Origin of the sequence: Corynebacterium tuberculostearicum (assembly GCF_013408445.1) — a bacterium.
Lineage (GTDB): Bacteria > Actinomycetota > Actinomycetes > Mycobacteriales > Mycobacteriaceae > Corynebacterium > Corynebacterium tuberculostearicum.
The window spans coordinates 865,777-891,772 of the sequence record NZ_JACBZL010000001.1 but is presented as its reverse complement, the minus strand read 5'-3'; the positions used below and the strand labels follow the sequence as shown (position 1 = coordinate 891,772).

The window sequence follows — 25,996 nt, the reverse complement described above, 5'->3', positions numbered from 1 at the left end:
CATGGCAAAGACGGTCGCATTATTGGATTATGGCGCGGGCAATGTGCGCTCAGCCCAGCGCGCGCTGGAGCGGGTAGGCGCGGACGTTACCGTCACCGCAGACCCCAAGGAAGCGGTGGAAGCGGACGGCCTGCTTGTTCCCGGCGTGGGTGCCTTTGCTGCCTGCATGCGCGGGCTGCGCGCGGTCCAGGGGCCTCGGGTCATCGGCCAGCGCTTGGCAGGAGAGCGGCCGGTGTTGGGCATTTGCGTAGGCATGCAGGTGCTTTTCGACGCCGGAGTGGAACACAACATCAACTCCACCGGTTGCGGCGAGTGGCCCGGCACCGTGGAAAAGTTGCAGTCTGCGGTGCTGCCGCACATGGGGTGGAATACCGTAGAGGTACCCGTCGGCAGCGATATGTTTGCCGGGGTGGCCGAAGACGAGCGGTTTTATTTCGTGCATTCCTACGGTGTTCGCCGGTGGGAATTGGAAACGGAAATTACCCGTCCGCCGCAGGTGAGCTGGGCCGAGCACGCGGGCGATAGGTTCGTCGCGGCCGTAGAAAACGGCGCCCTGTGGGCGACCCAATTCCACCCTGAAAAATCCGGGGACGCCGGTGCACAGCTTTTGGAAAACTGGATGCGCACGCTCTAGGTAGGATGAAGAATATGACTTTTACGCTCTTGCCAGCAGTCGATGTATCTCAAGGCCAAGCCGTGCGCCTAGATAAAGGCGAAGCAGGCACCGAAACCTCGTACGGCTCCCCGCGCGATGCCGCGCAAAAGTGGCAGTCCCAAGGCGCGCACTGGCTGCACTTTGTGGATTTGGATGCGGCCTTTGGTCGAGGCTCCAACCACGAAGAAATGGCGACGATTACTCGTGAGCTGGGCGTAAATGTGGAGCTTAGTGGCGGCATAGGGGATGATGCCGCGGTGGAGCGCGCGCTGGCTACCGGCGCGCAGCGCATTAGTATCGGCACGGCTGCTCTAGAGCAGCCGGAATGGATCGAGGACATCCTCGCGCGCTTTGGCGATAAGGTCGCCGTGGATCTCGCCGTGCGCGAGGAAGGCGGCGAATGGCGTACTGCCGGCAATGGCTGGGTCTCTGATGGCGGCGACCTGTGGGAAGTACTCGAGCGCTTGGACGCTGCCGGATGCCAGCGCTTTGTGGTGACCGACGTGTCTAAAGACGGCACGCTCACCGGACCCAATACTGAGCTCCTGCGCGAGGTAGCGATGGCGACGGAGGCAAAGATCACCGCCTCCGGTGGCATTTCTAGCGTGGAAGACCTGCGAGAGCTCGCGCTTTATGTAAATGAGGGCATCGATTCCGCCATTATTGGCAAGGCCCTGTACGAAGGGAATTTCACCCTCGACGAAGCACTCGCTGCGGTGGCCGAGGTAGAGCCGCTGCCGGCGGAAGAAACCATTGACCCTTTCGATCCTGAGGACAACTAAGCCATGATGGAACCCCGCGAGTTGGTGGCCTTCGCGGAGGCGGCCGTAGACCAAGTAGAACCCATTTTTCGCTCCGGCCTCGGAGCTGCGCCCGCCCGTTTTAAGGGGCAAGGAGATTTTGCCACCGAGGTAGATCTCGTCATCGAGCAACAGCTGCGCGATATCTTGACCCAGATGACCGGCATCCCGGTCTATGGAGAAGAATCGGGCGGCAGCGTGCTCGATACCGTGTGGGTGGTAGATCCGATCGATGGCACCGCAAACTACTCCGCCGGAAACCCTATGGCCGGCATTCTAGTGGCGCTCATTCATGAGGGCGCCCCTGTTGCTGCGGTATCTGACTTCCCGCTCCTGGGGCGCCGTCTGGTCACCTGCGATGGCTCCCCACTGCGCTCAGTAGGTGGGCCTGCCACTGGCTTCGGAGGAGGGGACGAAGCAATGGGATTTGATGAAGCACGCGGCCACGTGGGCTGCTCTTCCCACCTGCCTACCGAAATCTTCCATGAGCTGCGCGAGACCGGACTGCGACCGCGAATGACCGGTTCTGTGGGGCTTGATAATGCCTTCGTCGCGCAGGGTGTGTTCGATGGTGCGATTAACTTCTCTCCGCACCCCTGGGATAACGCCGCGGGTGCACTGCAGATCCAGGCAGCCGGTGGAGTTGTTACCGATCCGGACGGAAACCCGTGGACTGCGCAGTCACGCGGCATGGTGGCAGGTACCCCGCAGGTCCATGCCACCATCGTGGATATCCTGTCTCGTCATACCGGTACTTTTCACCGCTAAAATTTAAACCTTCAAAGGAGGCGGCCGCCATGGCTGTAGCCGTACGCGTGATCCCCTGCCTAGACGTGGACCAAGGTCGCGTGGTCAAGGGCATCAACTTTGGCAACCTGCGCGATGCCGGCGACCCAGTGGAGTTGGCCGCGCGTTATGACGCCCTAGGAGCCGATGAACTTACCTTCTTGGATGTCTCTGCTTCTAAACAAGGCCGCTCCACCATGCTCGAGGTAGTGCGCCGCACCGCAGACCAGGTATTCATCCCCTTGACGGTGGGTGGCGGAGTTCGCAGCGTTGATGACGTCAGGGAATTATTGCGCGCTGGGGCAGATAAGGTTTCTGTAAACACCGCGGCCATTAAGAATCCGGAACTGCTGCGTGAAATGGCTGAGATTTTCGGGACCCAATGCATCGTGCTGTCTGTTGATGCTCGCCGGCGCCGCGAAGAGTATGCGCCATCCGGCTTTGAGGTGACCACGCACGGCGGTACGGAATCGGCCGGGATCGACGCCATCGAATGGGCACGCCGCGGCGAAGAACTCGGCGTAGGGGAGATCCTCCTCAACTCAATGGATGGCGATGGCACAAAGGAAGGATTTGACCTTGAATTGCTGCGCGCCGTGCGCGCAGCGGTGATCATTCCCGTTATCGCCTCTGGCGGCGCGGGAAAAGCCGCGGATTTCCCACCAGCCGTTGCAGCCGGCGCCGATGCCGTCTTGGCAGCAAGTATTTTTCACTTCGGTGAGGTAGAAATCAGCGACGTGAAAGACGCCTTGGACGCTGCGGGCTACGAGGTGCGCCGATGAGTACCCCGGGCAACTATGAACTTAACGGGGGCATCGCCAAGCAGCTCAAGCGCAATGAGCAAGGCTTAGTGCCGGCCATAGCCCAGGCTGAATCTGGTGAGGTGCTGATGATGGCCTGGATGGATGACCACGCTTTGGCCCATACCCTCGCCACCCGCAAGGCAACGTATTTTTCGCGCTCGCGCAATGAGTATTGGGTCAAGGGAGAGACTTCTGGAAATACCCAAGAGGTGCTGGGCGTTCGCCTTGACTGCGATGGAGATACTATTCTGCTGACCGTGCGGCAGCGCGGCGGCGCCTGCCATACCGGCGACCGCACGTGCTTTGACGCCACCGATCTCCTAGGAGGGCAACCGTGAAGGCTAGACGCCTTGGACCACTACTTATCGCTGTAGGAGCCATCGTATTGTGGCTGTCCTCCCGTGCCACGTGGGTGGTAGCCGCCAGCGAGGACGATAAGGCCGGCTCCGCGGCCAATGACATCATCGGCTCGGCTTGGTCGCTGGAGATCATGGCCTTGACCCTCGTTCTGGTAGCCGGTGCCGTCGCGGGGATGGCGCTGCGGCGCGTTGGTAGGCGAGTGGTGGGTGTTGTGTGCGCCCTCGCGGCCGCGGCCAGCGCATGGACCCCGGTGAGCCTGCTGACTGCGGGCGCGGACACCGAGCGCGCGCAGAAGATCCTGCAGGGGGCCTCGGCCAATGAAAACGCCGTTGATTCTGCCCAGATCTCTGACTGGGCCACCGTCGTTTCCACCGAGGTGCATTCCCTGGGACCTATTCTGGCTCTCATAGGTGCGGCAGCAGCCCTCTTCGGTGCAGTGATGCTTGCACGCAATCCAGGCGAGGATAAGGCGAAGGTGTCGAGCAAATACGAAACCCCAGCGGCACGGCAGGAAAAGTTGGAGGAGGATTTGGAAACCTCCTCCGACTCTGGCCGTGTGATGTGGGACGCGCTTGATAGTGATATCGATCCCACTGATATGGACAAAAATTAGCCCCGTTTCCTGTGCAATTTCCGGAACGGCAGGTGAGCAGGTTAACCTAAGTGTGATCTTAATCGCCCGTGGAGGGAGGTGCTGATGCCTACGCCCATTGCCGTTGACCACCTTGTTGCAGGAGTCTTGGAGGACGTCGCTGCACGGGAAGCCCGCGTGTCCTTTAAAGAGGTGAAGGCGCGCTCGCGTGACATGGAACCTCCCCGAGATGCACGCGCGGCTTTGCTACGCACAGGCTGCTCGGTCATCACGGAGCTCAAGCGCGCCGTACCCTACGGCGGCGAAATCGCTCATGTTGGCTCTGCGGAACAGATGGCGGAATGGGCCCGCACCTTTGAACACTGCGGCGTACATCTCATGGCATGCCAGACTGATTTCCGCCGTTTCCACGGTTCTTTAGAAGACATGGCAGCTGCCCGTGCTGCGATTGATATTCCCATGATGTCGCGCGATCTCATCGTGGACCCCTACCAAATTCATGAAGCCCGGTGCTTTGGGGCCGATGCCATTCCGCTGCAGGTAGAGCTCTTAGAGCAAGCTCGCCTGGAGGCGCTTTTAGACCGCGTGGAATCGCTCGGTATGACCGCCATCGTAGAGGTACGCAACTGCGCAGAGGTCGACCGCGCAATCAAGGCAGGAAGTAGCGTCATCGCCATCAATGCGTGGTCGTTGGCTTCGGATGCCATTAACCGCGAGGCGTTTAACGATATCGCCCCAGGCCTGCCAGAATCCATCCTGCGCATCGCAGTAGGCGGGGTAAACAACGCGCGCAACCTGTTTCACTATGCTTCACGCGGCGCCGATGCAGTTTTGGTGGGCGAATCCGTCATGGCTGCCCAAGATCCTACGGCGCTGGCGCGCTCCTTGGTGGCTGCCGGGCAGCATCCAGCGTGCCCCGCGCGCAAGATAGATTAAGGCCCCAACTAGCTGGTGGGGTGGGGGATAAGGCACACTAGCTACGTGCACACAGAAATTCTTGCAAATATTCCGTCTCCGCCGCAGGGCGTGTGGCAGTTGGGGCCCATTCCCATTCGTGCCTATGCGCTGTGCATCATCGTAGGAATTATCGTCGCCCTGCGAATGACCTTACGCCGCTATACCGCACGCGGCGGTAACCCAGACACAGTATGGGATGCCGCCATCGTGGTCATCCCAGCCGGCATCATTGGCGGGCGGCTCTACCACGTCATTACCGATAACCAGAAGTACTTCTGCGATAGCTGCAATCCCGCGGACGCGCTGAAGATTACCAACGGCGGCCTGGGCATTTGGGGCGCCGTAGCCTTGGGCGCACTAGCTTTATGGGTGCTTTTTAAAGTGAAGAAGGTGCCGCTCGGCCCCTTTGCTGACGCGGTGGCGCCAGGCCTCGTCCTCGCGCAAGCGATTGGACGCCTAGGTAACTGGTTTAACCAGGAGCTCTACGGACGCCCGACCGACGTTCCGTGGGCTTTAGACATCTATTACCGCGTCAATGAAAATGGTGGCTATGCTCCCGTTTCCGGACACTCCACGGGTGAGGTCATGACCTCGGTGCACCCGACCTTCCTGTACGAGCTCGTGTGGAATGTCTTGGTCTGCCTTTTCCTCTTGTGGGCTCACAAGGCCTGGAAGTTGGGGCACGGCCGCGTCTTTGCTCTCTATGTCATGGGCTATACATTGGGCCGCTTCTTTATTGAAGGGATGCGTTCCGATGAAGCGACCCATATCTTTGGGGTCCGCGTGAATATCATCGTCTCCCTAGCGATTTTTCTCATCGCCGCGATTGTCTTCTTCGTGCTCGATAGGCACCGCCAGGGGCCAGAGTCCCCCGAAGAGGTAGATCCTAAGTATTGGGCGGAGCGCCGGGATGCTGATGAGCACAGCCCAGAGCACGCGGTATCTGATGGGCAGCAACCGGGCTCTTTATCGACGTAAATACTGCCCAAGTGTGCCCGGTTGGATTTGTTTTTGTGGGAAATGGGGCATTTTGTGGTGTCCGTTCAGAAAATGGAACCACAAAATTGTGGCCCCAATCCTTTCGAAGGAGTAGGTTGGGGAGTGTTCAATTTCCCCCGACGGAATAGGCCAATAATGCTGGATAGAAGAACGAAGATTGTTTGTACTCTCGGCCCTGCCGTTGCTAGCGAGGACGGCATCTTGCGCCTCGTACAGGACGGCATGGACGTTGCCCGCCTGAATATGTCTCACGGCGAGCATGCAGACCACGAGGCGAATTACAACTGGGTGCGCCAAGCCACCGATAAGACCGGCCGCGCCGTAGGTATCTTGGCGGACCTCCAAGGCCCCAAGATTCGCCTTGGCCGCTTTATCAACGGCGAGGAGCAGTGGGATAACGGCCAGATCGTCCGCATTACCGTGGACGATATCGAAGGCACCCATGACCGCGTCTCCACCACCTACAAGGGCCTGGCCAAAGATGCTAAGCCAGGTGACCGCCTGCTGATTGACGACGGCAAGGTTGCCGTTGTTTGTAAGGAAGTCGACGGCAACGACGTCGTCTGTGAGGTCACCGAAGGTGGCCCGGTTTCCAATAACAAGGGCGTTTCCCTCCCTGGTATGGATATCTCCGTGCCGGCTTTGTCGGAAAAGGATATCGCTGACCTGCGCTTCGCTTTGAATCTCGGCGTTGACCTCGTGGCACTGTCCTTCGTCCGCTCCCCAGCAGATGTGGATAAGGTCCATGAGATTATGGACGAAGAGGGTCGCCGCGTTCCAGTCATTGCCAAGCTGGAAAAGCCTGAGGCAGTAGACGCGCTCGAGTCTATCGTGCTGGCATTCGATGCCATCATGATTGCCCGTGGCGACCTCGGTGTTGAGGTGCCGCTGGAGCGCGTGCCGCTGTTCCAGAAGCGCGCTATCCAGATTGCTCGCGAGAACGCTAAGCCGGTCATCGTGGCTACCCAGATGCTGGATTCCATGATTTCTAACCTGCGCCCGACCCGTGCAGAGGCTTCCGACGTGGCTAACGCCGTTCTCGATGGCGCTGACGCCGTTATGCTCTCTGGTGAGACTTCCGTGGGTATTGACCCGCAGAACGTCGTGCGCACCATGTCCAAGATCGTGGCTAATGCTGAAGATGGCGGCAAGGTTCCACCGCTGTCCCACGTTCCGCGCACCAAGCGTGGTGTGGTGTCCTATTCCGCCCGCGATATTGCCGAGCGCCTCAATGCAAAGGCCATCGTAGCCTTTACTACCTCCGGCGATACCGCTAAGCGCGTGGCTCGCCTGCACTCCCAGCTTCCGCTGTTGGCGTTTACGCCGGACCCAGCGGTTCGCTCCCAGCTAGCTTTGACGTGGGGTGCTGAGACCTTCTTGAGCCCGCACGTTAAGTCCACCGATGACATGATGGAAGCTATCGATGATGCATTGCTGGAGATGGACAGGTACGAGGAAGGCGACATGATTGTCGTCATTGCTGGTACTCCTCCAGGAATTGCTGGCAACACCAACATGATTCAGTGTCACTTGTTGGGTGAAACCAAGAAGTAGATTTTTGGCACGAGCGCCGCGACCCACCCTTTAACACGTTCCACGGCTCGCGGCGCTTTTCTATATACATTTATACAAATGTAGATTTATATTTACCTCGAGTACACTCAGCGGTTGCTTTCCTGACATGCGGCTGCAGTACTTTTTGGTTGTTCATGTTTCAGCTTCTCTACACATTCAAAGGACAACTGCACAATGACCTAAATCAGGCCGACTTGGCCTCAGTGGCTGCGCTTACCGCCATCCATTTTCAATTAATTGTCAATAAGCGTCGACGGGGATAGGCTGAGTGCATGGCACACGAGCACCACGACCACGATCACTCCGGCACGCCGCTGCGCGCACTCTTGATTGCGCTAGGCATTACCGGCACCGTCTTCTTCGCGGAGCTGATCGGCGGCTGGTTGGCGGGTTCGATGGCGCTGATGGCGGATGCGATGCACATGCTTTCCGACGCTGCGGGGTTGATCATCGCGGTGTTAGCGGTGTTGGTTGGGCGCCGACAAGCATCGGCTCAGGCCACGTACGGCTACCGACGAGTGGAGGTGCTTGCTGCACTGGCGAACGCAGTGATGGTGCTGGCGATCTCGGTGTGGATTGTCGTCGAGGCGGTGCGCCGCCTGCAGAGCCCGGCCGAAGTGCAGGGAAAAACGATGCTGATCATCGCGGTGATCGGCCTGGTGGCGAATGCGCTATCGGCGTGGGTTCTGCACCGGCACCGCAAATCCTCGATCAACGTGGAGGGCGCGTTCTTGCACGTGTTAGTGGATATGCTCGGCTCGATCGCAGTAATCGTGGCCGGCATCGTGGTACTGACCACGGGGTTTGTGGCGGCGGACGTGATCGCCTCCCTAGCGATCGCGGCGATGGTGCTGCCGCGCGCTTGGCAGCTCATGCGGCTTTCGGCGAGCGTGCTGCTCGAGCAAGTCCCGGCGGACTTCGACGCCAGTGCGATCGAGCCCGCGCTGCGGCAGGTCGAGGGCGTTGCTGACATCCACGACCTGCACCTGTGGAGCCTGGACGGCGTGAACGTGCTCACGACCGTGCATATCGTGCGCGACGGCACCGTCGGCACCGGCCCGCTGTTGGATGCCGCCCAGCAGGCCCTGCGCGAACACGGTATCGAGCACTCCACCATCCAGATTGAGCACCCAGAGCACGAATCCCACGAGACGGTGTGCTGATTCCCTTCTAACCTGACTTAGGCCAATTTTGTGCGGAAGTTCGCGGCCGGTGATTACTTGGATGGTGGCAGTGAGGTCGGGCGGGAATGGTACGGCGGCGTGAATGGTTTCGCCGCCAACGACGAGTTGAAAGCTGCGGTATTTCTTGAGTGTTCTCACGAGGCGTTTGATGAAGTGACCACTGCGGGGCTCCATCAGGTGGGTCACGGCTAGTGCTGCCATCACAATATTGAGATGTGCTGTGATCGAGTTTTGTTTCCTCGCATAGATTGGGCGTGCTTTCAGGTCTGATTTCGACATCCGATACGACATTTTCAATGTGGAATAGCCTGCGGTAATGCCCGATAACCTCCTGGGCGGGAAGAGCGGTCAGGTCGGTTTCATAGCCTTTAATTCCGGCTAGGGCTCGGTGTTTGGCAGCAAGAGCGTAGTTGACCTTCTTGTTCGGGGTGGAAAGATCGAAATAGCGGTTGCGCTTAATGGCGATTTCGCCGTCAACAGCGCGTTTGGCTTTTGCGACTTGCTCTTTGATTCCGCGCAGGCCGCGTCTGGCCCGATCATAGGAGTACTGGAAGTGGGTCACCGTATTCGGGGTTGTGTGTTTGCGCGCATCGCTTGCCGAGGCTTGTGTCCAGATCTGGCCGTGGGCGTAGGCTTCACCAGGGATTTCCCGCCGCCAGGTTTCAATCACCTCAGGCACGGTGGGGTTTCACCGACAAAATGTAGTGCAGACCTGCATCTATCAATGCTTGCTTGTTCGGAGGGTGATGCTCCTATGTTGTGTCAAGCTGATTTGAGAAGTTCTTCATAAGCCAACCTCAACTCCGGCAAAGGGCGCTTGCCGGTTTCGATATCACTGATTCTCGCCGGGGCACACCCGAGTTTTTCAGCAACCTGGGCTTGCGATAACTGCCTCTCGATCCGTCGAGCTTTGAGTTCATCAACCTCTACCTGGCCCGTTGGAAGAACGGCCTGACCCAAGCACAACACCCGGTAGACCTCCCTGACAATGGCGCGTTTCAGACACCGTAAGATCTCCTTTTTCGACAATCCTTCCTTGGTGCGTTTGGCTACGTAGTCCCTGGTGCGTTGGTCATGATGCATCCGCACCAACGCGATCCGATGCAACGCAGAATTCGCCCGACGATCACCACCCCGGTTGAGACGGTGCCGATGAGTCCGTCCAGAACTAGCCGGAATCGGTGCGGCCCCGCACAGATGAGCTAATGCTGCCTCGGAGTGAATCCGGCCTGGATTATCCCCCACACTGACAATCAGATCAGCAGCCACCACGGAACCACACCCAAATATCGAGGTCACATGCGGATTGATCATCTCAACCAGGATACTGATGTGTTTTTCCAGCTGCGTACCCTGTTTCTGTAAATCACGATAGGTGGTGGCTAATGTCTTCAACGCGAGGAGCACCCCATTTCTGGGGTCGGCCAGGTCAGCTGATGGTCGGCACCGGGACAAGGCCTCCACCATGACCAATGTGGACATCGCACTATAGCGGCGTCGAATCTCATCGGGTGCTGTGACCAGCAACGATTTGATCGTTGTCATCAGTTTCGCTGCTGTCATCACGAGCTGACGGCGGGTGATCTGCAACCCACGGAGGGATTCCACTGGCCCGGAAGTGTCTTTCGGGATGCTTAAGGCTTCCCCGGTGAGCACCTGGCGGGCGGCAGCGACAGCATCAACGGGGTCTGATTTGCCGTCCCGGCGTCGAACGGCCCGGGTAGGGCGTAAGACTTCTACGACTGAGTATTTCTGGGTGCGAAGGTGGCGTGTCAGGCCTGCTCCATAGGAGCTGGTTCCTTCCACACCGACGGTGGTGACACCGTAGGTTGCCATGAACTCTGAAATCGCCACGTAGCCAGGGTTGGTGGCGGGGAAGGTGTCGGTGGCGATGTGCCGGCCGGTGTCCGAAATAACGGCAACAGTGTGGGTATCGGTGTGGGTGTCGATTCCGGCAACGGGGCCGGTGGGGCAGTCGAAAGTGGTAGACATTGGGGATCAGGTCCTGTCTGTGAGCAAACGTGCGGGTGACCCGCGATCCGGGGTTTCCGGGCAGACAAGACGCTGATGGGACGACTACACTAGACACCTGCCGGGGTGGTCACGGTGGAGACGTCACGCTCCTATAAGGTCATGGGCGGATTCACCAGATTGCGGTACAGGGTCGGAACTAACATGGAAGACAGATCACGCTGAAGGCACATGAGGAGATCATGGCCAGTCAAGAAGTGGGTCATTCCACGTGGTTCCGATCCTGTATTCCCATTATCAGCGTCAAGTTGTTTGTGTGTGGGGCTAGGTTTATAGGTATTTGTCGAAGCTGTCGGGGTAGGCCACGGCCATTTGGTTAATGGCTTGTTTCCAGCCGGAAACTCGGGCTCCTTCCATGAGTCTGCCGGCTGTCGCTGAGACTCGTTTGCCCTGCTTCGCTCTCTTTGCAGCTCGTTTGTCTTCGATATTGCAGATCATCAGCCACAGCGTCTTGAGCGCTGATTCATCGTTGGTGAACTGTACCCTGTTGCGGGTAGCTTTACGCAGTTCATTGTTGAATGATTCAATCGAGTTCGTCGTATAGATTACTTTTCTGGCCGCTGGTGGGAACTGCAGAAACGGTACGAAACGCGCCCAAGCATCTCGCCAGACCTTGACTGAGCGTGGATACTTTTCTCCCAATTCAGAGGCTTCAAATTCGTCTAAGGCAGCCTTAGCTGTGGACTCGTCCGTGGCGGTGTAAATCTTTTTCAACGCGGCCGATACGCCCCGGCGATCTCCGTAGGCTACCCACCGGTTAGCGGCACGAATCAGGTGCACGATACAGGTTTGCACCATAGAGTTCGGCCACGTTGCCTCAACTGCTTCAGGCAGACCTTTAAGCCCGTCACAGCAGACGATAAAGACGTCCTTGACCCCACGATTGGAAAGATTGGCACATACCTGCGCCCAAAATGAAGCGCCTTCTTCTTTGGCAATCCACAATCCCAAAATGTGCTTGATACCGTCGAGATCCACGCCGATAGCCATGTACGCGGACTTATTGACCACTCGGCCGCCATCGCGGACTTTAATGCGCAGCGCATCCAGGAAAATGACCGGGTAGAACTCGTCTAGCTGGCGGTTTTGCCAGACCATGACCTCATCGAGGACGGCGTCAGTAACCGCTGAAATCGTCTCATGGGAAATATCAACACGCATCGCCGTTGCCATATGATGCTGGATATCCCTAATTGTCATCCCACCGGCGTACAAGCTAACGATCATGTCATCGACATCAGTCAATCTCCTCGAGCCTTTAGGGACCATAGTTGGCAAGAATGTTCCAGCCCGATCTCTTGGCACATCAACGGTGACTGGCCCGTAGTTAGAATCCACGGTCTTTGGATACGACCCGTTGCGGTGATTGTCTGTTCCAGCAGCAGCTTTAGCGCTCCTGTCGCCAGACTCGTAGCCCAGGTGGGCATCCATTTCAGCGTTGAGTCCCCTGGTAATCGAGGCTTGCAACATGCCGCGAACCAGGTCATTGGCATCCGTTGTGGATGTGCCTAGGTCATCAATCAGCTTCGCGATTTCAGGGTTAGCAAGCAGCTTCTTTTCAATCGCATCAATCTTGGCCTTATCAGCCGGATCTCGTCTCGCCACAGTAGTCATTCTGGTCCATCTCCTTATGCGGGTTAGGTACCCACACACAAACCATCAGACACTCTCTATTCCGAAGCCACTCCGGCGGCGTGGGCCGCGCACAACATGGACCGCAATAAGTTGCCGGACATCAGCCGCGAGATGCTTGGCAGCGACCTTGACGTTGTCATGGCAGCTGGTCACCCGTTCTACGACAATGACCACCAAAAGGTCGATACTCCGGACTACAGCTTTATGTACGAGGAGGACTACGCCAAGCTTTCCGCCGGCGAGACCGACTGGAACTACTTTGAGTCCAACGATGACTTCAAGAAACTGGCGGAAGGCGACGTCAAGCCGGGCCAGAAGTACTGGGGTATCGCACAGGTAGGATCCACCTTGCAGAACTCCCGCTCTGGCGAGACGAAGGAGCCGTACTCTGACCCGCTTAACGACGTCGTGGATCTCCCCACCATGACCACCGGCGCACTCAACGCACTGGGGCAGGATGAGGATGGATTCTCCGTCATGATCGAGGGCGGTGCCATCGACTGGGCTGGACACGGCAATAACCCGGTGCGCGACATCGAAGAGACCCAGGACTTCAACAAATCGGTCGATGCCGCCATCAAGTGGGTAGAGGAGAACTCTTCGTGGGAGGAGACCCTGCTGGTTGTTACCGCAGACCACGAAACCGGCTATCTCTCCGGTGCGAACGAGGCTCCGACTGAGGATAACCCTGAGGCGGATAACCGCTTCAACGCTATGGAAGGTGAGAAGGGCAAGGTTGCTCGCCACGGTTGGTACTCCGGTCAGCACACCAACCAGTTGGTGCCGTTCTTCTTCAAGGGCGCCGGCTCCGAGGACATCATGGCCCGTACCTCTGGAACCGATTCGGTCCGCGGTGACTACATCGATAACACCCTGGTAGCCAACTTGACCTTTGATGAGTGGTGGAACGATGGCACCGGCCAAGCAGGCGACCCAGAGCAGCCAGAAGACGCTGCCAACCCGTCCGATGACGCTGATGCCGGCAAGGAAGGCAGCAGCAAGGGCTTTGCTGCTGGTCTAGCTACGGGTCTGGGGATTCTGGGCGCAGTTGTCGGCGGCCTCGGCTTCCTAGCTACGCAGATGGGCGTGCTTAACATTGACTTGAAGCCCATCTATGAGCAGCTCAAGCGCGTGGGCCTGCGCTAAACAGCATCAGGCACACCGCCTACATAAAGGTCCTGTCCTCCGCCGTGGAAGCGAAGGGTAGGACCTTTTCTTAGCGCTGGGAAATCGGGGTCGGCTGGATCTTCCACACCTCGTTCGCGTAGTCCGCGATGGTTCGGTCCGAGGAGAAACGACCGGAATAACAGATATTTAGCCACGCCTTCTTTGCCCACGCAAGCTCGTCCTCCTTATACTCCGCGGCCATGCGGTCGCGGGTCTCGCGGTAGTCGGCGAAGTCACCTAGGACGTAGTACTGGTCTTGGGCGTGCTCCCCGAAGCCGTCGAGAAGCGAGGCGCGCAGATCGCCGAAGATACCGGCATTGTCTGCGCCCAGGGTGCCGTCGACAAGCGCATCCAGTACGCGGGCCAAGCCTGGCACGCTCTGGTAAAGCTCGCCTGGGTTGTACTCGGCGCGCAGCTGCGGCAACTCTTCATTGCGGGCGCCGAAGATATAAGCGTTGTCCTCGCCAACCGCCTCGACGATTTCTACGTTTGCTCCATCCATGGTGCCCAAGGTCAGTGCACCATTCATCATGAACTTCATATTGGACGTGCCGGAGGCTTCCTTGCCAGCCACAGAAATCTGCTCGGAGATATCAGCGGCTGGGATGATGTGCTCTGCGGGGGAGACGTTGTAATTCTCCACGAAGACGACGCGGATGATGTCCTTGGTGGCCGGGTCGTTATTGACCAGGTCTGCGATGGTGTTGATGAGCTTAATAATCGCCTTAGCGCGGTCGTAGCCCGGTGCGGCCTTGGCACCAAAGATGAAAGTACGCTTCGGCACAGTTTCGCCCTCGTCCTTGATGCGGAAGTAGAGGTCAAGGACGTAGAGGGCGTTCATCAGCTGGCGCTTGTACTCGTGCAGGCGCTTAATCTGCACGTCAAAGATAGAATCAGGGTCGATTTCAGCGCCTTGGTGGACGTTTACCCACTGCGCAAAGTCGCGCTTATTGGCCTGCTTGATGGCGATCAGTTCTCGTAGTAGGTCAGCATCGTCGGCCTTATCGGCAAGTCTGGCCAGCTGGGTGAGGTCAGTAACCCACGCATCGGAACCAGCCTGCTGGGTGAGCAGTTCTGCCAGGCGGGGGTTGCACATCTTCAGCCAGCGGCGCGGGGTGACGCCATTGGTCTTATTGTTGAATTTTTCTGGCCAGAGCTCATGCCATTCGGACAGCGTATCGGCCTTGATGATTTCGGTATGCAGGGCGGCGACACCGTTAATGGAGTAAGCGGCGTAGCAGGCGATCCAGGCCATGTGAACCTGCCCGTTGGACACCGGCGCCATGTAGTCAATGCGACCCTGATCCAGGCCGCGATGGGCCATGTCTTCGCGGAAGCGGCGATCGATTTCTTCCACCAACTGCCAGATGCGCCAGAATAGCTTTTGGAAGATGGACACTTCCCAGCTCTCCAGTGCCTCCGCGAGCACGGTGTGGTTGGTGTAGGCGAAGGTCTCGGTGACGATCTTCCACGCCGCATCCCAGCTCAGACCGTGGTCATCGAGCAGAATGCGCAGGAGCTCGGGGATGGCGAGCACTGGGTGGGTGTCATTGAGCTGGATGGAGTTGTACTGCGCAAAACCGGTGAGGTCCTCGCCGTGCTGGGCAATGTAGTTATCCACCATGGTCTGCAGGGATGCGGAGACAAAGAAGTACTGTTGGCGAACGCGCAGTACCTTGCCCTCGTAGGTGGTGTCGTTGGGGTAGAGCACGCGGCAGATATCCATGACGCGCTCGCGATCGACAATGGCCTCCGTAAAGCGCTGGGAGTTGAAGGCATCATAATCGAATTCATCGATGGGCTCGGACTTCCACAGGCGTAGCGTGCCTACGTTATCGGTTCCGTAGCCAGTAATAGGCATGTCATAAGGAATGGCGCGCACGTCCATGTCATCAAAGTGGACGCGGCGCTGCTCGGAGGCGCGGCGGATGATGAAGTCATAGCCGTTTTCCATCCACGCATCAGGCTGTTCCTTCTGGAAGCCATTTTCAAAGGACTGGCGGAAAAGGCCGTAACGGTAAAGCAGGCCATAACCAGTGACGGGGTAGTCCTGGGTGACAGCGGAATCGAGGAAGCAAGCGGCAAGGCGGCCGAGGCCACCGTTGCCGAGCGCGGCATCGTGCTCGGCTTCGAGGACATCGCTCAGCTCGTGGTCGGCAGCGGAGGCCGCTGCCTTGGCATCGTCGACCAAGCCTAGGTTGGTGAGGTTATTGAGCAGTGCGCGGCCCTGCAGGAACTCCGCAGAGAAGTAGTGCTGTTGGCGGGTCGCAGCGTAGGCGGAACGGGTGCGCTCCCAATTATCGGCAATCTGCTCCATGACGGCACCAGATAGGCCCGACCAGAACTTGCGGTAGGAAGCGCTGTGCGGGCTTACACCGGAGGCCGCACGAACATGGGAGGGAACGGTGGATTCGAAAACAGAGTGCCGTGGCTGGCTCATGTGAAACCTTAAGGTAGTGGGAAGTCACGAAACGCCTGCCAGCTTAATAGGATTGGCGCCGCCTTGCAGGGAGGAAATAGGTAAAGGCGCACCGGGTACTTAGGGCTTTGCCAAGTAGGTCAATGCCGCACCATACGCTGCCCGGGTGGAGGCATAGACGGTCGGGGCATAGTCCGGCAGGAAGGTTGCTTGGTGGTTGACCGGTGGGTCTTGCAACTCGTCTTCCGGGGTGCAGCCGATATGCCAGAAGACATAAGGCACGCCCCATGCCTGGGGTAGGTAGCAAAAGTCCTCAGAGGCGGTAGAAGGGGCGGCGATGACCGAATCGGAGCCGAAAGCGGCATCGAAAACCTCGGCCACTGGTGCGTGGGCCGTGGCGTCGTTATCGGTGACCTCGCCGTGGGCATAGTACTCAAAGGTCGGGTCTTGCTCGCTTCCGGACGCCACACACTCGGCCTTGACCATGCGCTCGAGGGAGGCATAGACCTTTTCCGCGAGTGCGGGATCGTAGTAGCGCGTATTGAGCACGAGCTCGGCGGATTCGGGAATGATGTTGTTTTTATCGCCGGAGTGTAGCTCGCCTACGGAAATGACAAAGAACTCGTGCGGGGCAACTTCGCGGCCCACAATAGCTTGGAGGCGGGTGACGATCATGGCCGCGATATAGGTGGGGTCGATGGAGTTATGGGGCATGGAAGCGTGGGCCGATTTTCCAAAGACGCGAATGCGCAGGGAATCGCAGCCGGCCATGATGGGACCGGCGGTGTGGCGCACCGTGCCGGCGCGGCCGGGCATGATGTGTTGGCCTAGGCAAATATCGGGACGAGGCACGCGCTCGATGAGGTTATCGGCCAACATGTCCTTAGCTCCCACGGAGGATTCTTCGGCAGGTTGGAAAAGGGCGAGGAAGGTGCCGGACCAGGAGCTGCGGGAGGCGTCGAGAAGCGCGCAGGCACCCAGTAGCGCCGTGGTGTGCATATCGTGCCCGCAGGCGTGCATCTTTCCATTCGTGGCGGAATAGGACACGCCGGTGGCCTCTTCCACTGGTAGGCCGTCAAAGTCCGCACGCAGCAAAGCAGTAGGGCCATCGCCGTTGCGGAAGATGGCGACCATGCCAAAGCCGCCGATATTTTCTACTACCTCGCAGTCAAAATCGGCGAGCTTGGCGCGGATGCGACCGGCGGTGCGCTCCTCTTCATGCGAAAGCTCGGGGTGGCGGTGCAGGTCCTCATAAAAGTCCTGCTGCCACCCCAGATCGGCTTCCTGGGAAGTGGTGAGCTGGGCGATGCGGGCAGAATCAGACATGGTTTCACACCTTAGGGATTGGGTAGGGTTGGCGCTATGCCGGTTATTCAATTTGATGTTTTGGTTCCCAACGCGCAAGCAGAGCGCGTTGCGGAAATCTTTACCACCGCCACCGACAAGCTGGTGGAGGGCGGTTCGCTTTCCTCAGCTGACGTTACTCGCCCGGAGGCGCCGCAGTTTCCAGAGGGGTTGGAGGAGCAGCTGCGGCAAAATTATCGCGACGAGCATGAAGACCGCGACCTTGCGGATGCGAGCGTGCACCGCTATGACATTGCGGTGGTGGGCGTAAGTGGCTCCGTCAACCAGCTGGGCATGGTGCTCTCGCGCCTTCTCACCCCGCATGCAGTGCTGCCCAAGGACCACGTATTGCTTGAAGACGAGCTGGCGCATGAGCGGCCCGCTATCTTCCCGTGGTCGCTGTCCATTCGGCCTTAGAGCTGCTTGACGATGTGCCCGGCGGCCGCCGCTAGCTGCTGGGCCAACGAGCCTTCTTGGCTAAGGGGAGCGCAGTAGGCGTCGGTGTCATGCTCGAAGGAGCCGGCGATAATGCCCACCGGCGTTCCGGCTTGCCGGGCGAGATCCGTGATGGTTCCGACTGCCTTGCCGGTCAGAGACTGTTCATCAAAGCGGCCCTCGCCGGTAATGACGAGATCGGCCGAAGCGATCTTTTCCGGAAGGCCCAGTGCAGCGGCCACGTGCGTGCCGCCGGACAGGACGCGCACGTGTTCGTCTGAACCCCAGAGGGTGCGCGAGAGCCAGGACAGGCCAATGGGAAGGCCACCCGCGGCGCCATAATATGCAGAATCTGCATCGGTGCCGGTAACCTCGCATGCTTGGAGCATGGCGCCGGCCAGCAGCGCTACTTGTTCGCCTTGAGCTCCCTTTTGCGGGCCGTACATGGTTGCTGCCTGCACTGGGGTAGCGCGGGTATCTGCCAGCAGTGTGAAGTCAAGCATGCCCGCCTTGATATTGAGCTGCGCGGTATCGATGTGGTCTAGCTGAACGAGGGGAGCGCCGCCCTTGGGCAGGGCATAGCCGCGGGAGTCGTGCGCGGCGGCGCCGAGTGCGGTGAGGATGCCCATCCCGGCGTCAATGCTGGCGGTGCCGCCTAATCCCAGCACGATCGAGGTAGCGCCACGTGTTTCTGCGTCCGCGATCAAGACGCCGGTGCCATAGGAATCGGCGTGGAGCGGATCAAGGCTGTCCTGCACGGCTGGCAGCCCAGTGGCAGAGGCGACGTCAATGAACGCAGTGGCTCCGGCGAGAACATAGCTTGCCTGAGTCAAGCGGCCAATGGCGTCGGTAGTGGGCAGGGTAATGGTCTCGGCGGATTGTCCGCCGGCCGCTGCTGCCTGCGCGAGGACGGCAGCGGTGCCCTCGCCGCCATCGGCCATGGGCAGGGTGGTCACCGTGGCGTCGGGAAGCGCTTGGCGCACCCCCATAGCAATGCTGGCTGCGGCCTCGGGCGCGGAGGCGGTGCCTTTAAATGAGTCTGGGGCGACAACAATATGCATGCCCGTGATTATAAAGCCCGCCCGCGCTGGGGCACGGTGCGACTTAAGATTCGAACGGTCTACAGAAAATATTTAACTTTATTGTCGCTGGTAAAAGGCGTTGTATGTCTCCCTAAAGCCTCGAACATGCTTGCATTATCGGTAGTTTGATAGGAAACTGGTATCTGTTCTTACAAGCCCACAGAATGGAATGCACACCATGTCAGTAGATAGCCAAATCTCTGAGTACTACGACAAATTGCTCAAGCGCAATGCGGGAGAACCGGAATTCCACCAAGCGGTTTCTGAGGTCCTGGATTCGCTGAAAATTGTCCTAGAAAAAGACCCGCAGTACGCGGACTACGGCCTGGTGGAGCGCCTGTGCGAGCCTGAACGCCAGCTCATCTTCCGCGTGCCATGGATCGACGATAGTGGCGACATCCAGGTCAACCGCGGCTTCCGCGTTCAGTTCAACTCCGCGCTCGGCCCCTACAAGGGTGGCCTGCGATTCCACCCCTCGGTCAACCTGGGCATCATCAAGTTCCTTGGCTTTGAGCAGATTTTCAAAAACTCCCTGACCGGCCTGCCCATTGGCGGCGGCAAGGGCGGTTCTGACTTTGATCCCAAGGGCAAGTCCGAGGTAGAGGTCATGCGCTTTTGCCAGTCCTTCATGACGGAGCTGCACCGCCATATTGGCGAATACCGCGACGTGCCGGCCGGTGACATCGGCGTCGGCGGCCGCGAGATCGGCTTCCTCTTTGGCCAGTACCGCCGACTGACCACGCAGCACGAATCCGGCGTCCTCACCGGCAAGGGATTGACCTGGGGTGGCTCCCTGGTTCGTACTGAGGCCACGGGCTTTGGCACGGTCTACCTCACCAATGAGATGATGAAGACGCACGGCGAGTCTTTCGACGGCGCCAAGGTTATCGTCTCCGGTTCTGGCAACGTGGCCATCTACGCCGCAGCCAAGGCCCAAGAGCTTGGCGCTACTGTAGTGGCCATGTCCGATTCCTCCGGCTACATCACCACCCCTAACGGCGTGGACATTGAGCTGCTCAAGGACGTCAAGGAAACCCGCCGTGAACGTATTTCCACCTACGCCGAAGAAGCTGGAAACGGCGTGGAATTCCACAAGGGGGGAAATATCTGGGAAGTGCAGGCAGACGTAGCTCTGCCGTGTGCCACCCAAAATGAGCTCGATGGCGATTCTGCCAAGAAGCTCGTTGACGGCGGCGTGCGTTACGTAGCCGAAGGTGCCAATATGCCGTCTACCCCAGAGGCGGTCCACGTCTTCCAAGAATCCAAGATCAACTTCGCGCCGGGCAAGGCAGCCAACGCTGGTGGCGTTGCTACCTCCGCGCTGGAAATGCAGCAAAACGCATCCCGCGACTCCTGGTCCTTTGATTACACCGATGATCGCCTCCACGCGATCATGTCCAATATCTTTAAAAACATCGATAGTACGGCCAAGGAATATGACCGTGAAGGCGATTACGTTGCCGGTGCAAATATTGCTGGCTTCAAGAAGGTAGCGGACGCCATGTTGGCACAGGGCGTTATCTAGCTGCTCACTTCTTCTTTCAAGCTCCCTTTCTGTGCTGCCTTTGTGTAGTGGAGAAGGGGAGTTTGTGCTGTAAATACGCGCCATAGATTGTGTGAGTGGGTGGGTGGAAGGCGATTGTTTGCACTGGAGGGTAAATCCTCAGTACACACTCGGTGCGTGGCCTCCACGTCTGGCACGTGAGGGCATGTAAAATTCGCAGCATGTACCGTGTCTTTGAGTCCCTAGATGAACTAGTCCAGCACTTGGAAGAGGCCCACAGCCTCCCCATGACCTCTAATTGCATGGTTCCGCGCCATGAAATGCTCGCGCTTCTCGACGACCTCCGAAACGCCCTGCCCGTTGAGATTGATGACGCGCAGGATGTCTTGGATAAGCAGGATGAAATCCTGCACGGCGCCGAAGAGCGCGCGGATCAGACGATCAACGACGCTAATGCGCAGGCCGATGACATCGTGGGCCATGCTCGCGAAGAGGCGGATGCCACGGTCTCCCACGCAGAACAGCATGCCGCCAAGCTAGTGGCTGATGCTGAAGCTCGCGCTCAGTCCATGGTGGAACAGGCCCGCGCGGAAGCAGACCGCACCATCGCTCAGGCCAATGATGAATATGAACGTTCCGTTGCAGAAGGCCGCGCCGAGCAAGAGCGCATGGTTTCGGAATCGGAAGTTGTGCGCCGCGCTGATGAGGAAGCACACCGCATCGTGGAGTCCGCCCACACTGAGTCCAACCGTCTGCGCAGTGAATGCGATGAGTTTGTAGACGGCAAGCTAAGCGAATTTGAAACCACCCTCAATGGGCTGCTGCGCACCGTAAGCTCCGACCGCTCTGCACTGCGCGGCGGTGCCGGGGTCCGTTCCCGCGGCGGCGACTACCAGCCCTCGAGTCGTGCCGGCGGTGTTGCGGGCGGCTCCCGCTACGCAGAAAGTGAGAACTACGAGCGTCGCTATAACGAGCGCTAAACTTTTAAATTCTTCCTGCCCTTAAGCTTCATTTCCCGGATGGAACTGGGCTCTGGGGCTTGAGGGGTGAGGGGTGGTTTAGTCCCTTATACCAGGCACGGCTAAAGGCTCTGGTGGGTGGGCAGACGGTTTGTCGTACGCCGTCTTCCCACCCACCAGGGCCTTTATGTTTCCCTACCAGCATGAGCAGTTCAGGAGGTTGCGCGGGAGCGAGGCTGTGTGGTGGACACTGCCGGATTCGGTGCATGGGGAGCAGCTGTTAACGGCGTGTGTGCGGACGTGGCGCTTCCTTCCTTCCTCGAGGTGAGATGCGCAGGCGCGGCGGATTGGACGGCCATACATGCTGCAATGATTGTGGTTACTAATCCAGGGAAAAGGAATGCAACGAGTGCGGTAAAGAAATAGGAAGACAGTGACGTCAAAGAACTATCACTAAAGTTCTGCGGAAAGCACGCGGCGCACATACTCACTAGCGCACCTGTGGCAACCAGCATGGTGCCTACAGAAATAAGCGCCGTGGGAATGGTCTCCCGAGAAAACCAGGTAATGGCGCCTGCGCTTAGGGAAAAGATGAGTGCGCCGGTAAGCACCGAAAGGTCCATGCCAGTGGGCAATACCAGGATGGTGCCAGCTATCAAACCAGCAATGATGCTGCAGATGAGTGCAGTAAAGAGGCGAATCCCACTAGCACCATAGATACCTGAACGGTCCGGCCGTGGAGTCGCGTGCACGAGCGTGCCGGCAATGGTTAATACCGCGGCAGGAAGGCAGCTAAACACGGCGAATCCGAGTGCGATGCTGCGTGGATCCGTGGAGGCTAGCGCCAAGTGGTAAGTCATGCCTCCACACTAAAGATGGCTTTGGCTTGGGAAAAGGCTAAGCCGGAAAGGCATAGGCCCTTTTACTTTAAACGACAGACTCTTGACAGAAAGTTTGCCTGTGCGGGCCGCTAGGCGGAGTTTGCGGGGCAAGGTAGACTACCTAGTGTTATGACATCACCATTGAAGTTCGATGTGGGCGAATTGTTGAACGCCCAAGGCGCTGACGCACCGCCGGAGCAACGCACCCAGACCGGCCCCGCACCTGAGAGGATCGGCGTCGAGATGATCGCTATTCCGAAGGGTGAGGAGCTCACCGTAGACGCCACCTTGACCCCTCTAGGTGCAGGTGTCTTGGTGGATGCCAACGTATCTGGACGGCTGACAGGGGAATGCTCCCGGTGCTTGAAGGAACTGCACCCAGAGCTGGACTTGCATGTCACGCAGGTCTTTGCTGCCGATGAATCCTTCGTCTCCGGCGATGATCCTGCAGCCGATGATGAAGGCTCCGGAGATGAGATTCCGGAGATCGAAGACGATGAGCTGGATCTATTGCAGGCCGTGATCGATGAGGCAGGCCTCAACCTTCCCTTCGCGCCGGTGTGTGAGGACCGCTGTGAGATTGACACGCCTGAAGGGGTGACCACCGGTATCTCTGGCGAAGAAGAGGAAGACAAGGTCGATCCCCGCTGGGCTGGTTTGGAGAAGTTCCTATGAGCCGCAAAAAGAAGCTAACCGGGGAAGAGGCACTGGCAGCCGAATTTGCTGCAGTAGACCACAGCCCACTGTTGGAATCGCTCGGCGTGGACTTGCAGCCAGAACACCTGCGCCTAGCGCTTACTCACCGCTCTTTTGCCAATGAGAATGGGCATTTGCCTAATAACGAGCGCTTGGAGTTTCTGGGCGATGCGGTGCTGGGCCTGTCGGTGGCCTCCCAGCTCTACATCACTTATCCCTCTCGTCCGGAATCGGATATTTCCAAGATGCGTGCCTCGATCGTCTCGCGCTACGGACTATCGGATATCGCTCGTGAGATAAACCTCGGCCCACACATTTTGCTGGGCAAGGGAGAGCAGTCCACTGGTGGCCGCGATAAGGATTCCATCCTTGCCGATACCACCGAGGCGATCTTTGGCGCCATCTACCGCGAGCATGGATTCGAAACTGCGCGAGATGTCATCCTGCGCCTATTTGCAGAAAAGATCGACAATGCGACCGTGAGTGGCCGCCATCTGGATTGGAAGACCACTTTGCAGGAGCTGTGTGCCGAGCTTAAGGCACCGATGCCGGTCTACTCGGCTACCTCCACCGGCCCAGAACATGACCAGACCTTTAACGCGGTAGCTACCGTCGCTGGTCTGACCGTGGGCAATGGAGTGGGACACAATAAGAAGCTGGCCGAGCAGCAAGCAGCTCAAGAGGCGTGCCAGACTTTGCGTGAGACTCCTCTCTTGGTGCAGGGCACTGCGCATAAAGAAGGCTAAGCATGCCGGAACTGCCGGAAGTCGAGTCCGTCCGCCGGGGTCTTGAGCCCCACGTGGTGGGGCGGACTTTTGAGTCTGTGCAAGTCCTGCACCCGCGTGCCAACCGTGGCCAAGATGAGCCACTCTCCGGTCTTCTTATCGGTAAAGAGGTCGCCGCTGTGGCTCGGCGGGGAAAGTTCATGTGGCTGGAATTTGTGGGCGAAGATTCCATGGATCCCCACCGCGACGTCCTCTTCATCCACTTGGGCATGTCGGGCCAAGTTCGAATCGGCACGACCGATTCGCCGCATCTGCGCATTAGCGCTCAGCTAAGCGGTGGGGTAGAGCTTAGCTTTGTAGACCAGCGCACCTTTGGCTATTGGCTCTATGCACCGTGGGCGAAGATCTCGCACATTGGCATTGACCCGTTGGAACCAGACTTCGACATTGTGGCAACCGCACGGCGCTTGCGGGCCAAGAAGACTGCAGTAAAGACTGCACTATTGGATCAAACCTTGGCTTCTGGAATCGGCAATATCTATGCCGATGAATCCCTGTGGGCGGCACAGATTCCGCCCCGCAAAAGGGCATCGACGTTGCGGCAAAAGGATGCCGTAGCTCTGCTTGAAGCGGCCCAAGAGGTCATGGCCGCCGCCCTAAAAGTGGGTGGCACGAGCTTCGATTCCTTGTACGTCAACGTGAATGGTGAATCGGGATACTTCTCGCGGTCCCTGGCCGCGTATGGGCGGGCTGGCCAGCCCTGTCAGCGCTGCGGAACGCCCTTGGAGCGCTGCGTAATTTCAGGACGTTCCACCCATTTCTGCCCCCATTGTCAATAAGTTATGGCGCATGGGGTTCACGTTGTGAACCTCAAGGCAGTAAATTATTCTGCATGGATTTTCTTGAAAATGTCGTAACGACATTTAATGACGGCGTCTGGTCGTGGATTCTGCCCTGGCTGCTCATCGCTGCGGGCCTATTCTTCGGCATCCGTACCGCTTTGGTGCAGGTGCGCATGGTGCCGGACATGTTCCGGGCCGTCGTCGAGCGACCCAAGGGGGAAGGTCGCGATGAGGACGAGGACTATGGGGGTATCTCTGCTTTTAAGGCCTTCACTATTTCGGCCGCTTCCCGCGTCGGCACCGGTAACGTGGCCGGAGTGGCCGTGGCCATTTCCGTGGGCGGCCCAGGTGCTGTCTTTTGGATGTGGCTCATCGCCATCCTTGGTGGTGCAACTGCATTCATCGAATCCACCCTGGCGCAGCTGTGGAAGGTACGCGATGGTGATGGTTACCGTGGTGGCCCTGCGTACTACATGAAGCGCGGTTTGGGCTGGGGCCCGCTTGGCGTTCTTTTCTCCATCGCTATCGCTTTTACCTTTGGTTTGGTCTACAACGCCTTCCAGACCAACGCCATCGCGGATGCGGTGTCCTTCTCTTTTGACCGCGATGACACCATGTTCCGTGCCATCATCGGTGTTGTTATCGCCGTGGTTGCAGGCCTCATCATCTTTGGCGGTGTTAACCGCATTGCCAATATCACCCAGATCATCGTGCCTTTTATGGCGGTGGCCTACCTGCTTGTCGGCGGTTTTGTAGTCATCACGAACTTTGACAAGGTGCCGGGAATGGTTGGCGATATTGTCGGCCACGCTCTGGGTATTAAGGAAATCGCTGGCGCCGGTCTCGGTGCGGCCATGATGAAGGGTATTCAGCGTGGACTGTTTTCCAACGAAGCTGGTGAGGGCTCTGCTCCGAATGCAGCGGCTACCGCGGCAGTCTCGCACCCGGTCAAGCAGGGCCTGGTGCAAACCCTTGGCGTGTACTTCGACACCTTGGTGGTGTGTACCATCACCGCCTTCATCATCTTGCTGGGGCCGGAGATTGCCTACGGCGCCGAAGCAGAAGGCGTCTCCTTGACCCAGGCGGCTTTGTCTTCTGAGGTGGGCGAGTGGGGCATCCACTTCGTCAGCTTCATTCTTTTCTTCCTGGCTTTCTCCTCCATCCTGGGCAATTATTACTTGGCGGAATCTAACCTGGAGTACCTCACCCAGAGCAAGCCTGCGCTGGTAATTTTCCGCCTCGTTGTGCTTTTCTTTGTCTGGTTCGGCGCAGTGGGCTCTCTGCCGCTGGTCTTTGCCTTGGCCGATACCGGTGCGGCAACCATGGTGATTCTCAATATTATCGTCATCGTGCCACTCTCCGGTGTGGCGATTAAGTTGCTCAAGAATTACAACAAGCAGCGCAGCCACGGCATTGACCCGGTATTCCACCGCGATATGATGCCGGAGCTGAAGGGCGTAGAGTGCTGGGACGGATCGGATCCTGTCACTCGCCGCAGCGAGGAGGATCGCCGCGTGTTGCGCGATAAGGGACACCACGACCGCTATTAGAAGTTTGGGAGGCCG

The 25,996-nt window shown here is 58.4% G+C and carries 23 protein-coding genes and 2 pseudogenes; 18 read left to right on the top strand and 7 right to left on the bottom strand.

Annotation, left to right across the window (positions count from 1 at the left end; all coding sequences use genetic code 11):
• Nucleotide 1: 1 nt before the first annotated feature.
• The 10 genes from hisH to BJ985_RS04165 all read left to right on the top strand — a co-directional run bounded on the left by hisH (nucleotide 2) and on the right by BJ985_RS04165 (nucleotide 8,690).
• Complete coding sequence (gene hisH, locus BJ985_RS04210) at nucleotides 2–634, top strand: imidazole glycerol phosphate synthase subunit HisH (protein WP_179386691.1); 633 nt, start codon at nucleotides 2–4, stop codon at nucleotides 632–634.
• Nucleotides 635–648: 14 nt separating this feature from the next.
• Entirely contained in the window at nucleotides 649–1,437 is a 789-nt protein-coding gene (gene priA, locus BJ985_RS04205; RefSeq protein WP_179386690.1) for a bifunctional 1-(5-phosphoribosyl)-5-((5-phosphoribosylamino)methylideneamino)imidazole-4-carboxamide isomerase/phosphoribosylanthranilate isomerase PriA, read from the top strand.
• Between the two features lie 3 nt (nucleotides 1,438–1,440).
• Complete coding sequence (locus tag BJ985_RS04200; protein WP_179386689.1) at nucleotides 1,441–2,223, top strand: inositol monophosphatase family protein; 783 nt, start codon at nucleotides 1,441–1,443, stop codon at nucleotides 2,221–2,223.
• 29 nt (nucleotides 2,224–2,252) lie between these two features.
• The gene (gene hisF / locus BJ985_RS04195) at nucleotides 2,253–3,023 is read left to right on the top strand and encodes an imidazole glycerol phosphate synthase subunit HisF (protein WP_179386688.1); all 771 of its coding nucleotides are present in this window, start codon (nucleotides 2,253–2,255) and stop codon (nucleotides 3,021–3,023) included.
• The gene (gene hisI / locus BJ985_RS04190; RefSeq protein ID WP_179386687.1) at nucleotides 3,020–3,382 is read left to right on the top strand and encodes a phosphoribosyl-AMP cyclohydrolase; all 363 of its coding nucleotides are present in this window, start codon (nucleotides 3,020–3,022) and stop codon (nucleotides 3,380–3,382) included. The genes hisF and hisI overlap by 4 nt, the downstream gene beginning before the upstream one ends.
• Nucleotides 3,379–4,017: a TIGR02234 family membrane protein gene (locus tag BJ985_RS04185; protein WP_179386686.1), complete on the top strand. Its 639-nt coding sequence runs from the start codon at nucleotides 3,379–3,381 to the stop codon at nucleotides 4,015–4,017. Before hisI ends, BJ985_RS04185 begins: the two co-directional genes overlap by 4 nt.
• Before the next feature lie 84 nt (nucleotides 4,018–4,101).
• Nucleotides 4,102–4,932, top strand: a complete 831-nt coding sequence (locus BJ985_RS04180) for an indole-3-glycerol phosphate synthase TrpC (RefSeq protein ID WP_179386685.1) — start codon at nucleotides 4,102–4,104, stop codon at nucleotides 4,930–4,932.
• 45 nt (nucleotides 4,933–4,977) lie between these two features.
• Nucleotides 4,978–5,931 (top strand): prolipoprotein diacylglyceryl transferase, encoded by a 954-nt coding sequence (gene lgt, locus BJ985_RS04175; protein WP_179386684.1) that lies wholly within the window; start codon nucleotides 4,978–4,980, stop codon nucleotides 5,929–5,931.
• A gap of 159 nt (nucleotides 5,932–6,090) precedes the next feature.
• Entirely contained in the window at nucleotides 6,091–7,506 is a 1,416-nt protein-coding gene (gene pyk, locus BJ985_RS04170; RefSeq protein ID WP_100067822.1) for a pyruvate kinase, read from the top strand.
• Nucleotides 7,507–7,799: 293 nt separating this feature from the next.
• Nucleotides 7,800–8,690 carry a cation diffusion facilitator family transporter gene (locus BJ985_RS04165; RefSeq protein WP_179386683.1) on the top strand — a complete coding sequence of 297 codons (891 nt, stop codon included), beginning with the start codon at nucleotides 7,800–7,802 and terminating at the stop codon, nucleotides 8,688–8,690.
• A 30-nt stretch (nucleotides 8,691–8,720) separates the two neighbouring features.
• On the opposite strand, the pseudogene BJ985_RS04160 reads toward BJ985_RS04165, so the two are convergent.
• The 3 genes and pseudogenes from BJ985_RS04160 to BJ985_RS04150 form a co-directional block, all read right to left on the bottom strand.
• Nucleotides 8,721–9,448, bottom strand: a pseudogene (locus BJ985_RS04160) (IS1634 family transposase); the annotation flags it as partial.
• Nucleotides 9,449–9,473: 25 nt separating this feature from the next.
• Nucleotides 9,474–10,703 carry an IS110 family RNA-guided transposase gene (locus BJ985_RS04155; protein ID WP_005324630.1) on the bottom strand — a complete coding sequence of 410 codons (1,230 nt, stop codon included), beginning with the start codon at nucleotides 10,701–10,703 and terminating at the stop codon, nucleotides 9,474–9,476.
• Between the two features lie 309 nt (nucleotides 10,704–11,012).
• On the bottom strand, nucleotides 11,013–12,356 hold the full coding sequence (locus tag BJ985_RS04150; protein WP_179386681.1) for an IS256 family transposase: 1,344 nt from the start codon (nucleotides 12,354–12,356) through the stop codon (nucleotides 11,013–11,015).
• Nucleotides 12,357–12,428: 72 nt separating this feature from the next.
• On the opposite strand from BJ985_RS04150, the pseudogene BJ985_RS04145 reads away from it, so the two are divergent.
• Nucleotides 12,429–13,523: pseudogene (locus BJ985_RS04145) on the top strand (alkaline phosphatase); the annotation flags it as partial.
• Between the two features lie 70 nt (nucleotides 13,524–13,593).
• Here the strand turns inward: BJ985_RS04145 and BJ985_RS04140 are convergent.
• Together BJ985_RS04140 and BJ985_RS04135 are read right to left on the bottom strand one after the other, a co-directional pair.
• Nucleotides 13,594–15,984 carry a glycogen/starch/alpha-glucan phosphorylase gene (locus BJ985_RS04140; RefSeq protein ID WP_179386679.1) on the bottom strand — a complete coding sequence of 797 codons (2,391 nt, stop codon included), beginning with the start codon at nucleotides 15,982–15,984 and terminating at the stop codon, nucleotides 13,594–13,596.
• 99 nt (nucleotides 15,985–16,083) lie between these two features.
• A complete protein-coding gene (locus BJ985_RS04135) occupies nucleotides 16,084–17,289 on the bottom strand; it encodes an amidohydrolase (protein ID WP_179386678.1) in 1,206 nt (401 codons plus the stop codon).
• A gap of 36 nt (nucleotides 17,290–17,325) precedes the next feature.
• On the opposite strand from BJ985_RS04135, the gene BJ985_RS04130 reads away from it, so the two are divergent.
• Nucleotides 17,326–17,724, top strand: coding sequence for a hypothetical protein (locus BJ985_RS04130; protein ID WP_179386677.1), 399 nt, complete (start codon nucleotides 17,326–17,328; stop codon nucleotides 17,722–17,724).
• On the opposite strand, the gene BJ985_RS04125 is transcribed toward BJ985_RS04130, so the two are convergent.
• On the bottom strand, nucleotides 17,721–18,803 hold the full coding sequence (locus BJ985_RS04125) for a glycerate kinase (RefSeq protein ID WP_179386676.1): 1,083 nt from the start codon (nucleotides 18,801–18,803) through the stop codon (nucleotides 17,721–17,723). The two genes, BJ985_RS04130 and BJ985_RS04125, sit on opposite strands and share 4 nt — an antisense overlap.
• A gap of 199 nt (nucleotides 18,804–19,002) precedes the next feature.
• Here BJ985_RS04125 and gdhA point away from each other — a divergent pair, with 199 nt between their 5' ends.
• Together gdhA and BJ985_RS04115 are read left to right on the top strand one after the other, a co-directional pair.
• Complete coding sequence (gdhA, locus tag BJ985_RS04120; protein WP_040425289.1) at nucleotides 19,003–20,349, top strand: NADP-specific glutamate dehydrogenase; 1,347 nt, start codon at nucleotides 19,003–19,005, stop codon at nucleotides 20,347–20,349.
• A 200-nt stretch (nucleotides 20,350–20,549) separates the two neighbouring features.
• Nucleotides 20,550–21,308, top strand: coding sequence for a DivIVA domain-containing protein (locus tag BJ985_RS04115; protein ID WP_179386675.1), 759 nt, complete (start codon nucleotides 20,550–20,552; stop codon nucleotides 21,306–21,308).
• 191 nt (nucleotides 21,309–21,499) lie between these two features.
• Here BJ985_RS04115 and BJ985_RS04110 read toward each other — a convergent pair whose 3' ends face one another.
• Nucleotides 21,500–22,147 carry a hypothetical protein gene (locus tag BJ985_RS04110; RefSeq protein ID WP_179386674.1) on the bottom strand — a complete coding sequence of 216 codons (648 nt, stop codon included), beginning with the start codon at nucleotides 22,145–22,147 and terminating at the stop codon, nucleotides 21,500–21,502.
• A 150-nt stretch (nucleotides 22,148–22,297) separates the two neighbouring features.
• Here BJ985_RS04110 and BJ985_RS04105 point away from each other — a divergent pair, with 150 nt between their 5' ends.
• Genes BJ985_RS04105 through BJ985_RS04090 form a run of 4 tightly spaced genes read left to right on the top strand, consistent with a single transcriptional unit; the run spans nucleotide 22,298 to nucleotide 25,981 of the window.
• A complete protein-coding gene (locus BJ985_RS04105; RefSeq protein WP_179386673.1) occupies nucleotides 22,298–22,843 on the top strand; it encodes a YceD family protein in 546 nt (181 codons plus the stop codon).
• On the top strand, nucleotides 22,840–23,610 hold the full coding sequence (gene rnc / locus BJ985_RS04100; protein WP_005325284.1) for a ribonuclease III: 771 nt from the start codon (nucleotides 22,840–22,842) through the stop codon (nucleotides 23,608–23,610). Before BJ985_RS04105 ends, rnc begins: the two co-directional genes overlap by 4 nt.
• A 2-nt stretch (nucleotides 23,611–23,612) precedes the next feature.
• On the top strand, nucleotides 23,613–24,428 hold the full coding sequence (gene mutM, locus BJ985_RS04095) for a bifunctional DNA-formamidopyrimidine glycosylase/DNA-(apurinic or apyrimidinic site) lyase (protein WP_005325283.1): 816 nt from the start codon (nucleotides 23,613–23,615) through the stop codon (nucleotides 24,426–24,428).
• Nucleotides 24,429–24,481: 53 nt separating this feature from the next.
• A complete protein-coding gene (locus tag BJ985_RS04090; RefSeq protein WP_179386672.1) occupies nucleotides 24,482–25,981 on the top strand; it encodes an alanine/glycine:cation symporter family protein in 1,500 nt (499 codons plus the stop codon).
• The last annotated feature ends 15 nt before the right edge of the window (nucleotides 25,982–25,996 follow it).

What these genes read in the sequence shown, in the direction of transcription:
- hisH (WP_179386691.1), top strand. Translation starts at nt 2, where the DNA reads ATGGCAAAGACGGTCGCATTATTGGATTATGGCGCGGGCAATGTGCGC.
- priA (WP_179386690.1), top strand. Translation starts at nt 649, where the DNA reads ATGACTTTTACGCTCTTGCCAGCAGTCGATGTATCTCAAGGCCAAGCC.
- BJ985_RS04200 (WP_179386689.1), top strand. Translation starts at nt 1,441, where the DNA reads ATGATGGAACCCCGCGAGTTGGTGGCCTTCGCGGAGGCGGCCGTAGAC.
- hisF (WP_179386688.1), top strand. Translation starts at nt 2,253, where the DNA reads ATGGCTGTAGCCGTACGCGTGATCCCCTGCCTAGACGTGGACCAAGGT.
- hisI (WP_179386687.1), top strand. Translation starts at nt 3,020, where the DNA reads ATGAGTACCCCGGGCAACTATGAACTTAACGGGGGCATCGCCAAGCAG.
- BJ985_RS04180 (WP_179386685.1), top strand. Translation starts at nt 4,102, where the DNA reads ATGCCTACGCCCATTGCCGTTGACCACCTTGTTGCAGGAGTCTTGGAG.
- BJ985_RS04165 (WP_179386683.1), top strand. Translation starts at nt 7,800, where the DNA reads ATGGCACACGAGCACCACGACCACGATCACTCCGGCACGCCGCTGCGC.
- BJ985_RS04155 (WP_005324630.1), bottom strand. Translation starts at nt 10,703, where the DNA reads ATGTCTACCACTTTCGACTGCCCCACCGGCCCCGTTGCCGGAATCGAC.
- BJ985_RS04150 (WP_179386681.1), bottom strand. Translation starts at nt 12,356, where the DNA reads ATGACTACTGTGGCGAGACGAGATCCGGCTGATAAGGCCAAGATTGAT.
- BJ985_RS04140 (WP_179386679.1), bottom strand. Translation starts at nt 15,984, where the DNA reads ATGAGCCAGCCACGGCACTCTGTTTTCGAATCCACCGTTCCCTCCCAT.
- BJ985_RS04135 (WP_179386678.1), bottom strand. Translation starts at nt 17,289, where the DNA reads ATGTCTGATTCTGCCCGCATCGCCCAGCTCACCACTTCCCAGGAAGCC.
- BJ985_RS04130 (WP_179386677.1), top strand. Translation starts at nt 17,326, where the DNA reads ATGCCGGTTATTCAATTTGATGTTTTGGTTCCCAACGCGCAAGCAGAG.
- BJ985_RS04125 (WP_179386676.1), bottom strand. Translation starts at nt 18,803, where the DNA reads ATGCATATTGTTGTCGCCCCAGACTCATTTAAAGGCACCGCCTCCGCG.
- gdhA (WP_040425289.1), top strand. Translation starts at nt 19,003, where the DNA reads ATGTCAGTAGATAGCCAAATCTCTGAGTACTACGACAAATTGCTCAAG.
- BJ985_RS04115 (WP_179386675.1), top strand. Translation starts at nt 20,550, where the DNA reads ATGTACCGTGTCTTTGAGTCCCTAGATGAACTAGTCCAGCACTTGGAA.
- BJ985_RS04110 (WP_179386674.1), bottom strand. Translation starts at nt 22,147, where the DNA reads ATGACTTACCACTTGGCGCTAGCCTCCACGGATCCACGCAGCATCGCA.
- BJ985_RS04105 (WP_179386673.1), top strand. Translation starts at nt 22,298, where the DNA reads ATGACATCACCATTGAAGTTCGATGTGGGCGAATTGTTGAACGCCCAA.
- rnc (WP_005325284.1), top strand. Translation starts at nt 22,840, where the DNA reads ATGAGCCGCAAAAAGAAGCTAACCGGGGAAGAGGCACTGGCAGCCGAA.
- mutM (WP_005325283.1), top strand. Translation starts at nt 23,613, where the DNA reads ATGCCGGAACTGCCGGAAGTCGAGTCCGTCCGCCGGGGTCTTGAGCCC.
- BJ985_RS04090 (WP_179386672.1), top strand. Translation starts at nt 24,482, where the DNA reads ATGGATTTTCTTGAAAATGTCGTAACGACATTTAATGACGGCGTCTGG.